Origin of the sequence: Nocardia sp. NBC_00565 (genome assembly GCF_036345915.1) — a bacterium.
Classification (GTDB): domain Bacteria; phylum Actinomycetota; class Actinomycetes; order Mycobacteriales; family Mycobacteriaceae; genus Nocardia.
On record NZ_CP107785.1, the window covers coordinates 6,996,509 to 7,013,189 of the forward strand.

The following is a 16,681-nucleotide window of genomic DNA, read 5'->3' on the forward strand; positions in this document are numbered from 1 at the left end:
CTGAGCGGAATCATCCGCTCGGGCTGCTCGGCGGCCAGCCCCATCTCGATGTACTGGAGCGTCAGTTACATGCAGCGGGGTGCTGGTCAGTGGTGATGGACGTCGCCCCAGGTGGGGAAGGGGTCGCGGTAGGTGGACCATGTTGTGGGGCCGGCGGCGAATTCTGCGTTGGTCAGGAGCGCGGCATCGAGGAGTCCGCGGATGTGGGCGTGGTCGAGTTTGACGCCTATGAAGACGATTTCTTGGCCGGCGGGGACTTCCAGAGAGGTCCACCAGGCTGCGGGTTCGAAGGTCAGGTTGGGGCCTGCCTGGGACCAGACGGCGGCCAGGGCGGGGCGGGTGGCGAGCCAGCAGAAACCCTTGCTGCGGAGCACGCCGCGCAGTTGGGCGAGGGCTTCGGCCAGGCGTTCGGGGTGGAAGGGGCGATCGGCGGTGTAGGTGAGGCTGCGGATGCCGTATTCCTCGGTTTCGGGGGTGTGGCCGCCCGCGAGTTCCTCGGCCCAGCCGTCGGATTCGGCGGCAATGACCGGGTTGTAGCGGCCGGTGGCGAGGACTTCCGCAAGGTCTACCGCACCCTTTTCGGTGCGCAGGATCTTGGCGCGTGGATTGAGGCGGCGCACCGTGGCCTCCACGGTTCCGGCCGCGTTAGCGCTGACCAGGTCGGTCTTGTTGACGAGCAGGACGTCGGCGAATTCCACCTGGTCGACGAGCAAGTCGGCGATAGTGCGCGTATCTCCTTCGCCCGCTTGCAGATTCCGTTGCGCCAGTGCTTCGCCACGGGCGACCTCGACGAGGAAGGTGGAGGCGTCGACGACCGTGACCATGGTGTCCAGGCGGGCGATATCGCCGAGTTTGAAGCCGTCCTCGAATTCCCAGTCGAAGGTGGCGGCGACCGGCATCGGCTCGGAGATGCCGGTGGATTCGATGACCAGCTGATCGAAGCGGCCCTCGCGCGCGAGCTTGCCGACCGCTTCGATCAGGTCCTCGCGCAGGGTGCAGCAGATGCAGCCGTTGGTCAGTTCGACCAGCTTCTCCTCGGTGCGATCCAGATGTCCCTGCCCGGCGACGAGCGCGGCATCGATATTGACCTCGCTCATGTCGTTCACGATGACCGCGACGCGGCGGCCGTCCCGGTTGGCCAGGATGTGGTTGAGCAGGGTCGTCTTGCCCGCGCCGAGGAAGCCGGAGAGCACGGTGACGGGCAGCAGGTCAGGGGTCGATGAAGTGGTCACACGTTAATGATAATGGTTTTCATTTAGATGGGACATTCGACGATCCAACCGAAGTCGATACGACCCGACCAGGGATGCGATCGGTCAGATCCGAATCCATCCGCTCGCACCGTCTCGGCGAGTCGTAGGGTCTGGGGTGTGAAACTGCTGCCGCTGGTGCCCGACGGGCAGACCCCGGTTCGTGTCCTTACTATCGCCGGGACCGACTCCGGCGGCGGCGCCGGCATCCAGGCCGATTCGCGGACCATGGCCATGTGCGGGGTGCACGCGTGTGTCGCGGTGGCCGCGGTGACGGTGCAGAACTCGGTCGGGGTGAGCGGGTTCCATGAGATTCCGCCGCGGATCGTGGCCGATCAGGTGCGGTCGGTGGTCGGGGATATCGGGGTCGGGGCGGCCAAGACCGGGATGTTGGCCTCGACGGCGATCATCGAATCGGTCGCGGCGGTCTGCGAAGAAGTGGGGATCGGACAGGGCCGCACTCCGCTGGTGGTCGATCCGGTGGCGGCGTCCATGCACGGCGATCCGCTGCTGCACGAGGAAGCGCTGGATGCGGTGCGCCACACGTTGATTCCGCTGGCCACGGTGGTGACGCCGAACCTCGACGAGGTGCGGCTGATCACCGGCATCGAGGTCACCGATGATGGCTCCGCGCGGCGGGCGGCCGAGGCACTGCACAAACTCGGGGCGCAGTGGGCGATCGTCAAGGGCGGACATCTGCGGTCCTCCGAGGTCAGCACCGATCTGCTCTTCGATGGCGACCAGTTCCTGGAGTTCACCGCGCCGCGGATCAGCACGGGCAACGACCACGGTGGCGGCGATACGCTGGCCGCGGCCATCGCATGCGCCCTCGCCAACGGTTACTCGGTGCCCGACGCCGTCGCGTTCGCCAAGGACTGGACCTACCGCTGCCTCGCCGCGTCCTACGACCTCGGCGCCGGCCACGGCCCCGTTTCCCCGCTCTGGCGTCTGTCCTCATAGGCACCGGTTCGGCGCCGAAACTTGTCGGTGGGTGGGTTCATACTGTGGGCACGCAGACACCGTTGGCCTCGACGATGCGGTCAACGAGAACAATGGAGTTCGGGGTGGATGCGGAGGCCGACCGCCACTGGCGCGCCTGCGGTCGGCACCACCGGTGGGTTCAACCGAATAATGCCTATTCGCTGGAAAAAGCCAGGTGCAGTGGCAGATCCGCGTCGATGCTGATGCCGTTCAACCGTGCATTGGCCTCGGCCAACGCGGAGATGATCTCGGCCAGGTAGGCGACGAACTTCTCGATCGGCATCGTATGCGCCTGCAGGCGGTTCGCGCCCAGCCACCAGTCGGTGGCCGAGGCCACCGCGCCGAAGACCGAATAGTTGACGAGTTCGACGCTGGACACTTCCACGGACTTGTCCGCGAGTAGTCCGGTGAACAGATCGGCGGCCCGCTTGGCCGACCGGCGCGCGGACTGCAGCGCGCGCTCGGATTCGTCCGCGCGCCGCGTGAAGTGGCTGTGCAGCATGAACCGGAAGACATTGGGATGTTCGGTCACCACGAGCACGTATTCGGCCGCACCGCGCCGAATCAACTCGCGCGCTGAATCATTGGTCAGATCGACACTCGCGACGATCCGTTCCCACAGCAGGTCGCGAACCCGGTCGACGATGGCGTTGTAGAGGTCGGTCTTATCCTCGAAATGCCGGTACAGCTTGGGTTTCGCGGCACCGGCCTCCTTGGCGATATCGCCCATACTGACCTCGGGCCCGAACTTGTCGAGCGCACGGAAGGCCGCGTCGACGAAATCCGCGCGCACCTTGCGCCGATGCTCACGCCACCGCTCGGTCCGAGCGTCGACCCGTTTGGGCGGCACCTCATCTACTTCCCGCCCGCTGCGCATCACGAATCCGACGGTACCAACAGCTCACTCGACTCCGGTCAGCTCGGTCGGCGGCGGAACAGCGGCCGACCCGCCCGGCATCACCGCTTCTTGGGAACGATCGTCTCCCCACCCGTCTCCCCGCCCGACTTCCCCTTCTTCTCCGCCCGCTTCTCCTTGATCGACTTCCCGGACTTCTTCGACATGGCGCTACGCGGAGATTTATCGGACATTCACAGTCCTTACGATTGGAGACCTGAGCGGTCCCGGTCCCACGACCGTACGCTACGCCGGGCTGCCCGGAACCCGATCGACCTCCCGCACCGCGCAAGCTTGTAGCTGAAACGGCAAAGAAACTGGCACCGCTTCGGGCTCGGCTCCGTTACTGTGCTCACACCATGCGCGGATGTCATCGTGTGACGGCTTGATCCGTCCGTACTCGATCTTTGAGATCTTGGTTTGGTGCCATCCGTTCCGACGGGCGAGTTCCGCACCGGACAAGGCCGCGTTAAGACGAAGCGCTCGGAGATTTTCCCCGAGCGCTTCGCGCTGCTGATCAATGGAACTGGTCACGCCCCGGCGTACTCCGTGTACGGGGTAGCCAGCTTCCACAACCGGTCTCGAACACCCCGGCAGTAGGCCACGATCCCCGGATCGGTGGTTACCGCCGCGCCTGCCGGTTTGCCGTCCGCGCCAGCGAGGTTGAACACCACCCGTTCGTCATCGAACAGCCACCAATCATCCGGTGGCACCTCCCCGGCGTCATGCCGGGGCAAGTACCGGATGTCTTCCCCGGCCTGGATATTGCGACCGGTCACGGACAGCAACCAACGGTGATAGTCCGAGTGCGGGACCGTCACGACACGGACCCGGCTCACGGATACGGCCCGGATGGTGGTCTCCCGCACAAGCGCGTGCCACGGCACGGGCGGTTCGTCGGGTGGTGGCTCACCAGCGAGGAATGCCCGGAGTCGGTTGTTCTCGGCGGCTTCGGCGTAGGAGTCCCGAACCTCTAGATGGAACGCCGAACGCTGCAGCCCGTGGAACCAGTCCGGCCACGGATCACCGTCGACTAGCAGCACCGTAGAACGTCCTTTCTAGCTTCGGCACCTCGATAGCCGTTTCGTCGTCGGCCAGGTCGAGCTGGGCCAGCGTCTCGTCATCCGTGATCGGTCGGCCGGTGAGGGTGAAAGTACCCCCGGCCGGTGTCCGTTTCATGGGCCAGGCTTCCGGAAAGTCGAGCCGGGCAGCCGTGGCCGATCAATTACGGTGGGCCGATGTTTGCACTCGTGGTGAAGTTCGACTTGTTCGATGCCGATAAGGCGGCGGGCTTCGACCAGCTCGTCGCCGAGACCGTCAAGAGCATCACGGAAAACGAACCTGGCACGCTGGTCTACGCCACCAATACAGTTGAGGGCGAACCCCTCTCGCGAATCTTCTACGAGGTGTACCGCGACCGCGAGGCGTTCGAGGAGCACGAGCGGCAACCGCACACCCGCCGGTTCCTGGACCAGCGAGGCGAATACGTCGCGGCGTTCCGCGTCGAGTTCCTGACACCGCTGATCGCGAAGGGTCTGCCCGCCGCCGACTGACCACAGGTGGTCGGTGATCCCGCACCACACCGCGAAGCCGTGCACGGTATCGACGGTCCGCGCCTCCGCCCGCGCCAGCGCGCGCACGGTCTCGAACTGCTATTGATCAGGCCTGGACAGATCGCGAATCAGCACGTCGAACGTCGGGGCATTGGGCCAGCTAGGTTTCGTCACCCCGACTCGTGACCAACCCCAACTCACATACGCCCGGTAGGCGCGGTCATTGTCGGGCTCGACCAGCAGCGTCGACCGCAGTTCGGGACGGCCGTCGAGCAGGTAGTCATGAAGCGCCCGCGCGAGTCCGCGGCCGGCGTGTTCGGCACACACCATGATTTCCGACAGCGCGAACGTCCGCGTACCGTCCTCATGGGTGAATGCGGCGCGGTCAGTGATCGCAGCGTCGGGCTGAAAGTTCTTCCACCACACTGCATTCGGACTCAGCGTCCAACCCCAGGTTTGCCCGGCTGCCTTCCCGTCGATGTACGCAACAACCATCGCGAACACCCTGCCGCGCATAGAGTCGGTGTAGCTGTCGAACCGTTGCATGAACTGTTCCGGCGAATCGAACGGGTCGCCGGACGCGATCGCATCAACGTAGGACCGCGTGTAGACGTCTTCAACCGTCGCGCGTAGGTCACGAGCCTGCCTGGCATCAAGACGTTGAAATTCGAAACCACCGGGGAGTTTCATACGGTGACCGCTGTCTTCGCGAGGACATCGAAACGTTTTCGGAATGCCGCCCCGGCGGGCACGCTGTCGGTTGTGCGCCGAACCGGCTCGAGAACACGCAGCGTCCGCGGCGACGACACAGTCTTGTCCAGTTCGGTAAGTACCGGCAACGCGTCGGCCAGTGCCCCGCCGAAGTCACCAGCCGCTGCCCGCGCGGCGGCCAACCAGGCCCGGGTGTTGACGGAGTTTCGTGCCGAGGTCTCCTCGCTTGCAGCGGTCTCCAGCAGGTCCACCGCTTTCGCGAATTCGCCAATTCTGCCGTAACCACGGGCCTCGTGGCCACGGACTTCCGCATGGTTCACGAACCGCAGCCAGTTCGGGCATTCGTTGATCGGCTCGAGCTCCACTGCATGGTCTACCTCACGCCACGCCGTTGCGATTGCACGATTGAACGCCTTCGCATCACCGAGCAACGCCGCGGCCTGGGCCTGGCGGATGGCGATCAGCGCGTGGATGCGGCCGGGTGGCCTGCCCCTCATGAGGTCGCGCGCCCGGTCGACCAGCTTCAGCGCATGATGTGGGCTTGCATGCCCGAGCTGGCTGAGGGCGATGGATTGGTTCGCGGCGTACAGGCAGGTGTGCGCGGTCAGATCGTCGTTATCTGCCTGACTGGCCAACGCCATGGCATCGGAGTAGCAACGTCGCGCGAGCGGATGCATGTCGGCATCGAACGCCAACCATCCGGCCAGAACGGCAAGCTCACCGGTCGCGCCGGCGAACGCGTCGCCGGTCGCGGTATCGAACGCGCACGTCTCGAGCTTGCTCTTGGCACGGGCCAGCTTTTCGACCGCGATGCTCACCAATGGGGCACCACCGGCCCGCTGGTCCTCGAACTCCAACTCCTCGACGCGATCCAGCAGCCGCCGCACATCGGTCATCCCGAGATGGTCCCCACCGATTTCCCACGAGTCCAGCATGACAGCGGCCCCTGTCACTGCGGCTAACCTGCCGAATTCACGCCGTCTCACGTCACCATCGACTTCCCACGCATAGATACCGAGCGCGTCACCTGGCCAACTTGTCGCGGCGTCGGCCTCATCGCCAGGATGCCCGGAATTCGGCGTTTCAGCGACTGCTGCCCAAAATCGTTGAACCTCTTCGTCATCCAGGAGTTTGAGCGCCGTATCGAGGTCCTGCGCGGGCTTGCCGCGCACTGGCCGCGACTCCGGGCGACGCTCCCATTTCCGAACAGTTATCGGTTGATAGCCGACATGCTCGGCGAACTCCTCCTGTGTGAGCCGCAAGGCAGCAAGGCGCAGTGCCTTCACCTTCGTGCTGGTCCACTTGGTAACGATCATCGCCGCCCCATCCCCGTGCGCGCAATCTGCTGTATCGCAAGCGTATCGGTTGCGGACCTGTCTTGTGCCTGGGATCGAACCGTCTGGGCGACAACGCTTGAAATAGCCCCGGTGCCGGGTAGATGGCGTTCCCCTCATCGGCATGCCGACTCGCATTGAACCGCCAGGCGGTGTGCGCGCGTCCTCGGCACCGGGTGCTTACCAAAGAGTCAGCAGGGAGGCGCGGGATGAGTTGGTCCAACGAGGACGGCGACGAAAACAACGGGCCGTCGTTACAGGTTTTCTGTCAGCGGGTGGTGCGGCCATGAACGCGGCCGAGTCCCTTCCGCATCGCATTCCATTCGTCGGCCCACCAAGTACCTATGTCGGAGTACCGGCCGAGGTAGTCGAGCGCTTCGCCTACGCGGTCCGCGAGTGGGCAGCAGCCACGCCCTCCGAGTCGTCCCGGTGCCGGGGTGTCGAGCCCTCCAGCATCGGGCGCACCAACGGCGAGGTGGCGTGATGCGTCGAGATGGGTTGCGGACCACGCAAACACAGGATGGCCGGAAAGTCGCGGTGTGGCAATTGGTTGGGAATTCTGCCCGCATTCTGCGCATGCAACTTCCCAGTCAGTCATTCACCGCCTATCGCTTGCCGTCACACACGATGCTGCCGGGCGCACAGCGAGGAACGATCATGTTTGACGCATACCCGGATTTGGCCGACGCCCGCGAGATGCTTCCACAACACGAGGACCTGTGGGACGCGCTGCGTGATGACTACTGGGCCGCTCTGCTGTGCTCGACCGATCTCCCAAACCCGTTGGGGGCGTAATTCAGATGTCCGAGATTGTTTCGCCCGGCCCGAACGAAATCGCCCCGACCGTGCGCGCATTGCTCGCAGCGTTCCACACGGACACCGCCAGCAAGCTGGAACTTGCTCCTTTGGAGAGCACCCCGATCTGTCAGCGCTCAGACGGCTCGCTGTGCCGAGTGGATGAAGACGGATGGATCTCCGATTCCGACCTGGACAAAGTCGACGCAATCACGATCATGCCGACCAGCGTCGTCGACAAGAACCGGGAGCGCGAGTGAAGGAAAAACCAGTGCAACCCAAGGCAATTGGCCTGTTGCTGCTCGATATCGCCGGATCGGATCGGCCGCGATATGAGCAGGTGATCAGACATCTGGCGCAGCGCCAGGGCTACGAGTTGGCCGGACTACTCACCATCGGTACCGATACCTATATGCCGACGACGCTGGTGGTCGAAACCGTCTGCAAGGCAGGGGCTTCCGCCATCCTGGCTCCCGATCTTGCCCACTTCAACGGACACGCGAAGGCGATCTCGCTGGCGTGCGATCTGGTGACCGCGGACGGGATCGTGCCGCGGTCTGGCGGAGAACGGTAACCGCGCAGAAGACGGCCTCGGAACCTTCCGGGGGCAGGTTGGAAGGAAGTTCCCATGAAAATCACGCACGCATTGACAGTTGCCGCGCTCAGCGCATCAGTCGCATCTATCGGACCGATGCCCGCCCTCACAGCGTCGGCCCAAGCCGGACCGCAGGGATGCTCCTCGACGTGGATCAGCCCCGAGATCACCGCCCACGGTTCCGGGACCGCCGTATGGTTCGGCATCGGATTCCAGTGCACCAAACCCGTAAGCTACAGCCTCACCGTCGCTGCCTACTCCGGCAACGCTGCGGCGGGGCGAGGCACACGCTCCGGGATCTCCTCCAACCCGGCTGTGTCGGAAGTGTCCTCGCCCTGCGTGAGCAACAAGAACAGCAGCTGGAGCTTGCAACTCACGGGCTGGATCGAGGACCCCAACGGCACCAGGCACAGCATGGACGACCAGCCGGGCAGCTGGCTCGCCGGTGTCGCGGTGGGCTGTAGTCTCAGCGGATGACCGCGTCTGAGGTGATGCCCGTCGTCCTGGCAGCCCCCGCAGTGATCCACGCCGACAACGACATCCGGATCTGGCACGGCGGTCTCATCCAGGGGCTCACTCGAACCTACTTCGCGATCATCATCGAAGCAGTGCACCCGAGCGAGGAAGCGTTTCCGTTACCGACCGATGTCATTGTCGCGCTACAGCGTTCGGTGACGGTCACCTTCTCCCGCACCGGGGTCACCCTGCCGTATCCGCTGATCGCGGGCGCCGAAAGTTTGGCGTCGATGACCTGGTTCGCGACGTTCCCACATTTTGATCCCGGCACCTACACGATGCACGTCGATCTCGCACCGCTGGACGTGCACCACACCACGCGGTTCGACGTGCTTGCGAACGTGCAACCCAAGCTGTCCTGAATCGCCGAACGTCCCGACCCATAGCAGGGTCGGGGTGCTTGGCTTTGGGCAAGAGCGTCGTCGACGCCACCGGCGGCCGGGCCCTCGTTGATGCCTAGCATGATCAGCTCGCGAATGGATTCTGCCCAGGACTGCGAAGACATGGAAGACCAACCTGCCGCCGGGGGTGGTGTCGAGTGCTCGCGCAAGGAGCGGAATCCGATGCCGCGCTCGCGGAGTCCGGCGACGATCGCGATCAGGTCTGTTGCCGAAACGGCAAAGAAACTGGCACCGCTTCGGACTCGGCGGACATCATGCGATCAGGGCGGATACCCCGCTCGGTAACTCGGATGGGAGATCGACAGATGACCGACAGCACCGCATCGCAGCCTGCTCAGGAGTTCTGGGAAGAGTTCTACCAGGATCGGGGTCAGATTTGGACCGGAAATCCCAACGAGTTGCTGGTGCGTGAGGTTGCCGGGCTCACCCCGGGCACTGCGCTGGATCTCGGATGTGGTGAGGGTGGCGACGCGGTCTGGTTGGCGCAGCAAGGGTGGCGGGTTACCGCGGTCGATGTGTCCGCGACCGCGTTGCGGCGGGCAGGTGCGCATGCCGAGGAGGCCGGTGTCGCCGATCGCATCGAGTTCGCTGAACACGATCTGGCGCAGACGTTTCCGGAGGGGTACTTCGACCTGGTCTCGGCGCAGTTCTTTCACTCGCCGGTGGCGCAGGCCGACGAGCGGACGAAGGTATTGCGCCGCGCGGCTGAGGCGGTGGCCTCGGATGGGGCGCTGCTGATCGCGGGACATGCCGGGTGGGCGTCATTCGTCGAACATCCGCACGTCGATGTGCACTTTCCGACCATGGATGAGGTACTGGACGGGCTCGCCATCGCGCCGGACGAGTGGCGGGTGGAGACCGCGGATGCGGTCGAGCGGGAGTTGACCGGGCCCGACGGGCAGCTCGGCACCCGCTCCGATACCATCCTGCGGCTGCGCCGACTGCGGCGATAGGCACAGCAACCTCACAGCCAGGGCCCAGCTGGGCTCAAGCGCGGTTGGCGAGGGTGGTCTACATGACCGAATCAACGACCGCCGCGCACCGGGCGGAAATGACCGAAACGGTGATCACGCCCGTGCTGGATGTCGTGATCCCCGTCTATAACGAAGAGGCCGATCTCGGTGTGTGCGTGCGGCGGCTGCACGCCTACCTGCGCGACGGGTTTCCGTTCCCGACGCGGATCACCGTCGCCGATAATGCGAGCACCGATGACACCATGCAGGTCGCGCAGCTGCTCGCGGACGAACTCGATGACGTGAGAGTAGTGCACTTGGACGCGAAGGGACGCGGCCGGGCGCTGCGGGCGGTGTGGGAGCACTCCGACGCGCAGGTCGTCGCCTATATGGATGTGGATCTGTCCACGGATCTGAATGCGTTGCTGCCGCTGGTGGCTCCGCTGATCTCGGGGCATTCCGATCTGGCGATCGGCACCCGGCTCGACGCGTCGTCGCGGGTGGTGCGCGGGCCCAAGCGCGAGTTCATCTCGCGTTGCTACAACCTGATTCTGAAAGCCTCACTGCAGGCCCGGTTTTCGGACGCGCAGTGCGGATTCAAGGCAATGCGCACCGATGTGGCGCGGCGGCTGCTACCGCTGGTGCAGGACGGTGAATGGTTCTTCGATACCGAACTGCTGGTGCTCGCCGAGCGTGCGGGACTGCGCATCCATGAGGTGCCGGTCGATTGGATCGATGATCCGGACAGTCGGGTGGATATCGTCGATACGGCGCGCAAGGACCTGCTCGGCGTGTGGCGGCTGCTGCGCGGACTGACGACGGGTGCGTTGCCGCTGGAGGAGTTGCGGCAGGCGGTCGGGCGTGAACCGCTGGTTCCCGGTGTGCCATTGGGCATGGTCGGGCAGGTGGTGCGCTTCGCGATCGTCGGCGTGATTTCCACGCTCGCCTACATGCTGCTGTATCTGGTGTTGCAGCCATTCGCCGGTGCGCAGGTCGCGAACTTCGTGGCGCTGCTCGTGACCGCGATCGGCAATACCGCCGCCAATCGCGCGTTCACCTTTGGTGTGCGTGGATCGAATGGCGTTGTGTCGCATCAGTTCCAAGGTCTATTGATATTCGGCTTCGGCTTGCTGGTCACCAGCGGGTCATTGTTCGCGCTGCACCGATGGGCTCCGGACGCGGCGGTGCACCTCGAGTTGTTCGTCCTCGTGATCGCCAACCTGATCGCCACGCTCATTCGATTCGTCGGGCTGCGTTGGGTATTCCGCAATCCCACGGGCACAGTAGTCTCCAGGATCGACGCCGGTCCGGCGGATGCGGTCACCGAGCCCATGCGCCGAACCGCGACGGTAGCCAGCGGCGATGCGATTGGTGGGCGATGACGGCAACGCTGACACCGCCGACGGCGGCAACGCCTCAGTCCCGGGCAGAACCCGAGAACCGCTGGGAGTACCCGGCATTGGCGGTCCTGCTGATCGGCACGGGTATCGCCTACCTGATCAACCTCAGCGCCAACGGCTGGGCCAATGCCTTCTATTCCGCTGCGGTACAAGCGGGTTCGCAGTCCTGGAAGGCCTTCTTCTTCGGCTCCTCGGACGCGGCCAACTCGATCACCGTCGACAAGCCACCGGCCTCGCTCTGGTTGATGGAGCTGTCGGTGCGGGTGTTCGGGCTGAACTCGTGGAGCATCCTGGTGCCCGAGGTGCTGCTCGCCGTCGCCTCGGTGGCGTTGGTGTGGGCGACCGCACGCAGGCCGTTCGGCCCGGCGGCCGGGCTCATCGCCGGGCTGGTGCTGGCGGCGACTCCCGTCGCGGCGCTGATGTTCCGGTTCAACAACCCGGACGCACTGCTGGTGTTCCTGATGATCGCGGCGGCGTGGGCGATGACCAGGGCGGTCGAAGATGGGCGCACCCGTTGGCTGGTGCTCACCGGCGTCTTCATCGGATTCGGGTTCCTCACCAAACAATTGCAGGTGCTGCTGGTGGTGCCCGCGCTGGCGCTGACCTACCTGATCGCCGGGCCGCCCAAGCTCGGCAAGCGGATCCTGCAGTTGCTCGCGGCGGGCGCGGCCATGCTGGTGGCGGCCGGATGGTGGCTGCTGACGGTCGAGCTGTGGCCCGAGTCGTCACGGCCGTGGATCGGTGGCTCCCAGCATAATTCGATCCTCGAGCTCACCCTCGGCTACAACGGGCTGGGCCGGTTGAACGGCAACGAACGCGGCAGCGTCGGCGGTGGTCCCGGCGGTGGTCCCGGCGGCGGCGATATGCCCGCGCCCGGCGGCGGCAGTATGTGGGGCAACGCCGGCATCACCCGGATGTTCGAACCGGCGCAGGGCGGTCAGATCGCCTGGCTGATCCCGGCCGCACTGGTCGCGCTGGTGGCTGGAATTCTGTTGCGCGGCAAGGCCGCTCGCACCGATGGGCGGCGCGCATCGCTCATCCTGTGGGGCGGTTGGCTGCTGGTGACGGGGCTGACCTTCAGCTTCATGGCGGGCATCTTCCACCAGTACTACACGGTCGCGCTGGCTCCGGCCGTCGCGGCGTTGGTCGGCATCGGCGCGATCATGCTGTGGCGCGAGCGGCATCGGCTGTGGGTCCGGCTGCTGTCGGCGCTCGCGGTCGGACTGACCACGGCCACCTCCTGGATGTTGCTGTCGCGCAGTACGAGTTTCGTGCCGTGGTTGCGGTGGGCGGTGCTGGTGGTCGGCGTTATCGCGACCATCGCGGTGCTGCTGCCCGCGCCGCGGAAACTGGCTCTGATGTCCGCGTTGTCCGTGGCGTTCGTCGGATTGGCCGGGCCGGTCGCGTATTCCGCCGACGCCATCGCGACTCCGCATGAGGGCGGGATTCCGTCCGCGGGACCCAACGTCGGGATGTTCGGGCATCGACCCGGCGGCGAATTCGGCGGTGCGCCGGGCGGTCCAGGCGGTGGCATGCCGGGTGGGCGAAATACGGACGGTCGCACTACGAATGGTGACGGTGGTCAAGGTACGAATGGCGAGCAGGGCGCACTCCCGGGCGGCCCCAATGGCACCCGTGTTCCCGCAGGCCAGGGTGGCTCCGAAGGCCAAGGCGGCTCGATGATGGGCGGACCGGCCGGTGGCCTGCTCGGCGCGGGCAAGCCCAGCGATCGGGTTATCGATCTGTTGGAAACCAACGGCACCAACTACACCTGGGTCGCCGCCGCGGTCGGCTCCAACAGCGCCGCCGGATTCCAGCTGGCCGCCGAACTGCCCGTGATGCCGATCGGTGGCTTCAACGGCAGCGATCCCTCGCCGACGCTGGATCAGTTCGAACAGTATGTCGCCGATGGAAAGATCCACTACTTCATCGGCAGCGGAAACAACCGCGGCGACGAGGACCGCGGCGGTCCCGGCGGCGGCAAGAGCAGCGAGATCAGCAAATGGGTCCAGGAGCACTACACCGCGACCGAAGTCGACGGCGTAACCCTCTACGACCTGACCACCCACTGATCCGCACCCTCAGTTCGCCCGGTGCGTGGGCACCGGGCGAACTGGGTTGTGGGACAGACTCAGACGGCCGGGTAGTTGGCTTCTGGACACCACGACCAGCCGTTCGACTCCGGCCTTCTGTCCGGCCTCGTGCACGCCGGACATGCGAGTGTGACATCGGGGTTGCGAACGAATTTCGGCGAATTCCCCACTATGGGAGTTTCGTCCCAAAGCCTTTCGCATAACGCGATCTACAGTAATGATGGTCCCGCGCGTGTCGACTTCAGTCGGGGTCCGCAGCCCCCATCAGGGCACGCGTCAACTCCGAACCATCAGGAACACCGTGAGAAGTATTTCGAGATTCGTCATCACCGTTCTCGGCGCATTGGTCGCCATCGCACTCACCGTCGGATTCGCCTCGACCGCATCGGCCGAACCGGTCGCGTCACCCGATCCGGTCGCCCCGGTCGCGTCGTCGGAGCCGAGCTCCGCGACATCCGCACAGTTCATCTGTCTGCCGCCCGGTGACACCATCGAGGCCAGGACGGCCATCGGCGGCATACTCGGTGCGGCCATCGGCGGGATCGCGGGTCTGCCGCTGTTCTTCATCGGCGCCATCCCGGGACTGGTCATCGGTGGACTCCTGGGCGTCCTCATCGGCTCCACGTCCTACGCGGTCGACGCCGGACACGAGCCGGGACCCTGCTAGTCACGAAAGCCATTGAGTGCCAACGTGTTAGCGTGCTGATATGAGCTCGGCGACCGACCGCTTCATTGACGCCGTCTTCGATTTCGAACGCGCGGTGCACGCGCAGGATCCGACGGCGCAACAACAAGCCCATATGGAGTTACATCGCCTATACGAATCGGCGACTCCGGAAGAAATGGCCCAGGGCGGAAAGCGGTTGGCCGCCGTGCTGACAGATGTGCCGCCGGGACCGCGCGCGAATATCGCGGTCCTGATCGGCGCATGCGTGGAGGGCGGCGCGGATCCGGTGGCGTGTGCGCCGGGTGTACTCGCCAACCTCGCCAAAACCCTCGACAGCGCACAGGAATTCGCGCAGCAGTGGGCCGCCGCCGATATCGGCGAATTGCCCGATCCGGCGCAGGACGAACTGGATGAGCAGTTCTTCGAGCATTTCGGATTCCTCGAAACACTGTCCTGGTGGACGTTGGACGACTGGAACCGGGCCGGTCTGGCCATGCTGCAGCGCGCGGCGGTCCGGCAGCAGTTCAGCAGCACCGGACGCGACATCATCCGGCAGCGCCACGACGCCCTCGGCGAAATCTCCGGGCGCTGGGACAAATGCCTCGGCTACGCGCTGATCGTGCTGGACGACGAGCCGGTCATCGTCTTGCACCGGGAGACCGGCACCGGCTACGCGGTGCGCATTACCGGCATCGGCGACAACTTCCAGCTGCACACCCTGCTCGCCGATGCCCTCATCGGCGGCGGGCACATTCCCGGCGAGGCGCCTGCCGCCGAAGCCGTCGCCATGTGCCGCGATATGCCCGGTATGCAGCTGACCCAGGGCTCGTTCAATCTCGTCGCACCGGATGGGACCTGGATCTGGAATGAGGGCACTCCGTCGGATATCCCGGTCGTCGACGGCACTCGGTTGCTGGTCCTCGATCCGGCCCCGTACCAGCGCACTTGGCCCGCGGGCCGGTTCTTCCCGCATATGCTCGGCGATCTGACCCTCGAGCGCGTGCTGACGCCGGAGGAGACCATCGCTTGGTTCGAGCAGGTGTCACCGGCCGAGGACCCGGGTACGGACTGAGATCAGCGTGGGGCGTGCAGGGCGGCGTGCAGCGTGGCCGCCCACTGCGCGACGATCTGTTTGCGGCGCGCCGAGTCATCAGTGAGGACGTCGGCCAGCCCGAGCCCGCGGGCCATATCGAGAGTGGCCTGGACGAGGTGGTGGGTGACCGGATCGGTGTCGTCGACGCCGAGCGCCTCCACCGCGCGCCGATGCGAGATCCGGCCGAACTTGGCTTCCAGCGGGACGATTCGCTCGCGCAGCGCCGGATCGGCCGCCGCGTGCGTCCACACCTGCAGCGCCGCCTTGAACAGCGGGCCGGTGTAGGACTCGACCAGGCCCGCCACCACGGCCTCGGTGCGGCCGAGCCCGCCGGCCAGTGCGGCGACCGTGCCCGCCTCGGCCTTGGCCTGCTGGGTGCGGCTGTCGAACATGTACTCGAGTGCGGCGGTGATCAAGTCTTCCCTGGTCGGAAAGTGGTGCTGGGCCGCACCGCGCGACACCCCGGCCCGTTCCGCGACAACCGCGACCGTGGCTGCCGCCCAGCCCTTTTCGGCCAGGCAGTCGATGGTCGCCCCGAGCAGGCGCTGCCGGGTGGCTCGGCTGCGGTCCTGCTTGGGTTCGTGGGGTGTCACCATGGCGCTATTGTGCCCAGCTCGGCGGACGGCGTTGCAGGAAGGCCAGCATGCCCTCGTGCACCTCTGGGGTGCCGAAGAAACTCGCCGAGCGAGTCGCGAGTTCCTCGGCGGAGCTGTCGAACTCGGCCAGGATGGCCGCGTTGACCAGTCGCTTGGCCTCCGCCAGACCCTGCGGGGAGCCCTTGCGCAGTTCCGCGCACAGCCGGGCCACCTCGGCCGCCGGATCGTCGGCGGTGACGGTGACCAGACCGATTTGCGCGGCGACGTCCGCGCCGAACTTCTCGCCGGTCAGGTAGTAGCGGCTGGCGGCACGCGGATCGAGCCGCGGTAGCAGGGTCAGCGAAATCATGAAGGGCGCCAACCCGATTCGCACCTCGGTGAGCGCGAAACTGCTGCCGGGGCCGGCGACGACGATGTCACAGCCCGCGACGATGCCCATGCCGCCCGCGCGCACATTGCCCTCGATCCGGGCGATCACCGGCTTCGGCGTCTCGACGAGTCGGCGCAGCACACCGATCATCACGCGGGTGCGTTCGTCGGCGGCCACCGCCGGATCGGCAGTGCTGGCTTCACTGAGATCCGCGCCCGCGCAGAAGGTATTGCCGGTATGCGCGAGCACGATGCCGCGCACCGACGGGTCGGCGGCGGCATCGTCGAGGCCATGGAGCAGTTCGGCGACCAGCCGCGAGGACAGCGCGTTGCGGTTGTGCGGCGAATCGAGGGTGAGCGTCGCGAAACCATTGCTGACCTCGTAACGCACGTATGGCGCGGTGGATGTCTCGGGCCCACCCGTCGCCGGGCCACCACCCGTCATCGAGTCGCGATGCGACGCTGAATTCATCGAGCCT

At 65.7% G+C, this 16,681-nt stretch carries 22 protein-coding genes; 13 read left to right on the forward strand and 9 right to left on the reverse strand.

The annotated features are described in order from the left end of the window. Positions 1–86: 86 nt before the first annotated feature. Positions 87–1,232 carry a GTP-binding protein gene (locus OG874_RS32195; RefSeq protein WP_330250842.1) on the reverse strand — a complete coding sequence of 382 codons (1,146 nt, stop codon included), beginning with the start codon at positions 1,230–1,232 and terminating at the stop codon, positions 87–89. Positions 1,233–1,370: 138 nt separating this feature from the next. Between OG874_RS32195 and thiD the strand changes: the two genes are divergently transcribed. Beyond that, positions 1,371–2,210 (forward strand): bifunctional hydroxymethylpyrimidine kinase/phosphomethylpyrimidine kinase, encoded by an 840-nt coding sequence (gene thiD / locus OG874_RS32200; protein WP_330250843.1) that lies wholly within the window; start codon positions 1,371–1,373, stop codon positions 2,208–2,210. Between the two features lie 175 nt (positions 2,211–2,385). Here the strand turns inward: thiD and OG874_RS32205 are convergent, their stop codons facing one another. The 4 genes from OG874_RS32205 to OG874_RS32220 all read right to left on the reverse strand — a co-directional run bounded on the left by OG874_RS32205 (position 2,386) and on the right by OG874_RS32220 (position 4,169). Continuing rightward, positions 2,386–3,108: a TetR/AcrR family transcriptional regulator gene (locus tag OG874_RS32205; RefSeq protein WP_330257509.1), complete on the reverse strand. Its 723-nt coding sequence runs from the start codon at positions 3,106–3,108 to the stop codon at positions 2,386–2,388. 80 nt (positions 3,109–3,188) lie between these two features. Further along, positions 3,189–3,320, reverse strand: coding sequence for a hypothetical protein (locus tag OG874_RS32210; protein WP_330250844.1), 132 nt, complete (start codon positions 3,318–3,320; stop codon positions 3,189–3,191). A gap of 52 nt (positions 3,321–3,372) precedes the next feature. Then, the gene (locus tag OG874_RS32215) at positions 3,373–3,660 is read right to left on the reverse strand and encodes a helix-turn-helix domain-containing protein (RefSeq protein WP_330250845.1); all 288 of its coding nucleotides are present in this window, start codon (positions 3,658–3,660) and stop codon (positions 3,373–3,375) included. Beyond that, positions 3,657–4,169, reverse strand: coding sequence for a DUF6879 family protein (locus tag OG874_RS32220; RefSeq protein WP_330250846.1), 513 nt, complete (start codon positions 4,167–4,169; stop codon positions 3,657–3,659). The genes OG874_RS32215 and OG874_RS32220 overlap by 4 nt, the downstream gene beginning before the upstream one ends. A gap of 195 nt (positions 4,170–4,364) precedes the next feature. On the opposite strand from OG874_RS32220, the gene OG874_RS32225 reads away from it, so the two are divergent. Beyond that, positions 4,365–4,679 (forward strand): putative quinol monooxygenase, encoded by a 315-nt coding sequence (locus tag OG874_RS32225; protein ID WP_330250847.1) that lies wholly within the window; start codon positions 4,365–4,367, stop codon positions 4,677–4,679. 99 nt (positions 4,680–4,778) lie between these two features. Here OG874_RS32225 and OG874_RS32230 read toward each other — a convergent pair whose 3' ends face one another. Together OG874_RS32230 and OG874_RS32235 are read right to left on the reverse strand one after the other, a co-directional pair. After that, a complete protein-coding gene (locus tag OG874_RS32230) occupies positions 4,779–5,369 on the reverse strand; it encodes a GNAT family N-acetyltransferase (RefSeq protein ID WP_330250848.1) in 591 nt (196 codons plus the stop codon). Then, a complete protein-coding gene (locus tag OG874_RS32235) occupies positions 5,366–6,706 on the reverse strand; it encodes a helix-turn-helix domain-containing protein (protein ID WP_330250849.1) in 1,341 nt (446 codons plus the stop codon). Before OG874_RS32235 ends, OG874_RS32230 begins: the two co-directional genes overlap by 4 nt. A gap of 304 nt (positions 6,707–7,010) precedes the next feature. On the opposite strand from OG874_RS32235, the gene OG874_RS32240 reads away from it, so the two are divergent. The 11 genes from OG874_RS32240 to OG874_RS32290 all read left to right on the forward strand — a co-directional run bounded on the left by OG874_RS32240 (position 7,011) and on the right by OG874_RS32290 (position 15,216). Continuing rightward, entirely contained in the window at positions 7,011–7,208 is a 198-nt protein-coding gene (locus OG874_RS32240) for a hypothetical protein (protein WP_330250850.1), read from the forward strand. Positions 7,209–7,381: 173 nt separating this feature from the next. Then, a complete protein-coding gene (locus OG874_RS32245) occupies positions 7,382–7,519 on the forward strand; it encodes a hypothetical protein (protein WP_330250851.1) in 138 nt (45 codons plus the stop codon). A gap of 5 nt (positions 7,520–7,524) precedes the next feature. Beyond that, the gene (locus tag OG874_RS32250; protein ID WP_330250852.1) at positions 7,525–7,779 is read left to right on the forward strand and encodes a hypothetical protein; all 255 of its coding nucleotides are present in this window, start codon (positions 7,525–7,527) and stop codon (positions 7,777–7,779) included. Continuing rightward, a complete protein-coding gene (locus OG874_RS32255) occupies positions 7,776–8,093 on the forward strand; it encodes a hypothetical protein (protein ID WP_330250853.1) in 318 nt (105 codons plus the stop codon). The genes OG874_RS32250 and OG874_RS32255 overlap by 4 nt, the downstream gene beginning before the upstream one ends. Before the next feature lie 54 nt (positions 8,094–8,147). Then, positions 8,148–8,591: a hypothetical protein gene (locus OG874_RS32260; protein ID WP_330250854.1), complete on the forward strand. Its 444-nt coding sequence runs from the start codon at positions 8,148–8,150 to the stop codon at positions 8,589–8,591. Continuing rightward, positions 8,588–8,992, forward strand: a complete 405-nt coding sequence (locus OG874_RS32265; RefSeq protein WP_330250855.1) for a hypothetical protein — start codon at positions 8,588–8,590, stop codon at positions 8,990–8,992. Before OG874_RS32260 ends, OG874_RS32265 begins: the two co-directional genes overlap by 4 nt. 344 nt (positions 8,993–9,336) lie before the next feature. Beyond that, positions 9,337–9,984: an SAM-dependent methyltransferase gene (locus tag OG874_RS32270; protein WP_330250856.1), complete on the forward strand. Its 648-nt coding sequence runs from the start codon at positions 9,337–9,339 to the stop codon at positions 9,982–9,984. Between the two features lie 62 nt (positions 9,985–10,046). Then, positions 10,047–11,366, forward strand: coding sequence for a bifunctional glycosyltransferase family 2/GtrA family protein (locus tag OG874_RS32275; protein WP_330250857.1), 1,320 nt, complete (start codon positions 10,047–10,049; stop codon positions 11,364–11,366). Beyond that, positions 11,363–13,456, forward strand: coding sequence for an ArnT family glycosyltransferase (locus tag OG874_RS32280; RefSeq protein WP_330250858.1), 2,094 nt, complete (start codon positions 11,363–11,365; stop codon positions 13,454–13,456). Before OG874_RS32275 ends, OG874_RS32280 begins: the two co-directional genes overlap by 4 nt. Positions 13,457–13,778: 322 nt before the next feature. After that, complete coding sequence (locus tag OG874_RS32285; RefSeq protein ID WP_330250859.1) at positions 13,779–14,144, forward strand: hypothetical protein; 366 nt, start codon at positions 13,779–13,781, stop codon at positions 14,142–14,144. A 40-nt stretch (positions 14,145–14,184) separates the two neighbouring features. Beyond that, positions 14,185–15,216 carry a hypothetical protein gene (locus OG874_RS32290; RefSeq protein WP_330250860.1) on the forward strand — a complete coding sequence of 344 codons (1,032 nt, stop codon included), beginning with the start codon at positions 14,185–14,187 and terminating at the stop codon, positions 15,214–15,216. Between the two features lie 2 nt (positions 15,217–15,218). Here OG874_RS32290 and OG874_RS32295 read toward each other — a convergent pair whose 3' ends face one another. Then, the gene (locus OG874_RS32295) at positions 15,219–15,833 is read right to left on the reverse strand and encodes a TetR/AcrR family transcriptional regulator (RefSeq protein WP_330250861.1); all 615 of its coding nucleotides are present in this window, start codon (positions 15,831–15,833) and stop codon (positions 15,219–15,221) included. Between the two features lie 4 nt (positions 15,834–15,837). Next, positions 15,838–16,647, reverse strand: coding sequence for an enoyl-CoA hydratase family protein (locus OG874_RS32300; protein ID WP_330257510.1), 810 nt, complete (start codon positions 16,645–16,647; stop codon positions 15,838–15,840). Positions 16,648–16,681 lie beyond the last annotated feature (34 nt).

Bases quoted from the DNA above. Each gene is read 5' to 3' on its own strand.
- OG874_RS32235 (WP_330250849.1), bottom strand. From the start codon at position 6,706: ATGATCGTTACCAAGTGGACCAGCACGAAGGTGAAGGCACTGCGCCTT.
- OG874_RS32265 (WP_330250855.1), top strand. From the start codon at position 8,588: ATGACCGCGTCTGAGGTGATGCCCGTCGTCCTGGCAGCCCCCGCAGTG.
- OG874_RS32275 (WP_330250857.1), top strand. From the start codon at position 10,047: ATGACCGAATCAACGACCGCCGCGCACCGGGCGGAAATGACCGAAACG.
- OG874_RS32270 (WP_330250856.1), top strand. From the start codon at position 9,337: ATGACCGACAGCACCGCATCGCAGCCTGCTCAGGAGTTCTGGGAAGAG.
- OG874_RS32260 (WP_330250854.1), top strand. From the start codon at position 8,148: ATGAAAATCACGCACGCATTGACAGTTGCCGCGCTCAGCGCATCAGTC.
- OG874_RS32245 (WP_330250851.1), top strand. From the start codon at position 7,382: ATGTTTGACGCATACCCGGATTTGGCCGACGCCCGCGAGATGCTTCCA.
- OG874_RS32295 (WP_330250861.1), bottom strand. From the start codon at position 15,833: ATGGTGACACCCCACGAACCCAAGCAGGACCGCAGCCGAGCCACCCGG.
- OG874_RS32230 (WP_330250848.1), bottom strand. From the start codon at position 5,369: ATGAAACTCCCCGGTGGTTTCGAATTTCAACGTCTTGATGCCAGGCAG.
- OG874_RS32225 (WP_330250847.1), top strand. From the start codon at position 4,365: ATGTTTGCACTCGTGGTGAAGTTCGACTTGTTCGATGCCGATAAGGCG.
- OG874_RS32290 (WP_330250860.1), top strand. From the start codon at position 14,185: ATGAGCTCGGCGACCGACCGCTTCATTGACGCCGTCTTCGATTTCGAA.
- OG874_RS32210 (WP_330250844.1), bottom strand. From the start codon at position 3,320: ATGTCCGATAAATCTCCGCGTAGCGCCATGTCGAAGAAGTCCGGGAAG.
- OG874_RS32280 (WP_330250858.1), top strand. From the start codon at position 11,363: ATGACGGCAACGCTGACACCGCCGACGGCGGCAACGCCTCAGTCCCGG.
- OG874_RS32300 (WP_330257510.1), bottom strand. From the start codon at position 16,647: ATGACGGGTGGTGGCCCGGCGACGGGTGGGCCCGAGACATCCACCGCG.
- OG874_RS32250 (WP_330250852.1), top strand. From the start codon at position 7,525: ATGTCCGAGATTGTTTCGCCCGGCCCGAACGAAATCGCCCCGACCGTG.
- OG874_RS32240 (WP_330250850.1), top strand. From the start codon at position 7,011: ATGAACGCGGCCGAGTCCCTTCCGCATCGCATTCCATTCGTCGGCCCA.
- OG874_RS32205 (WP_330257509.1), bottom strand. From the start codon at position 3,108: ATGCGCAGCGGGCGGGAAGTAGATGAGGTGCCGCCCAAACGGGTCGAC.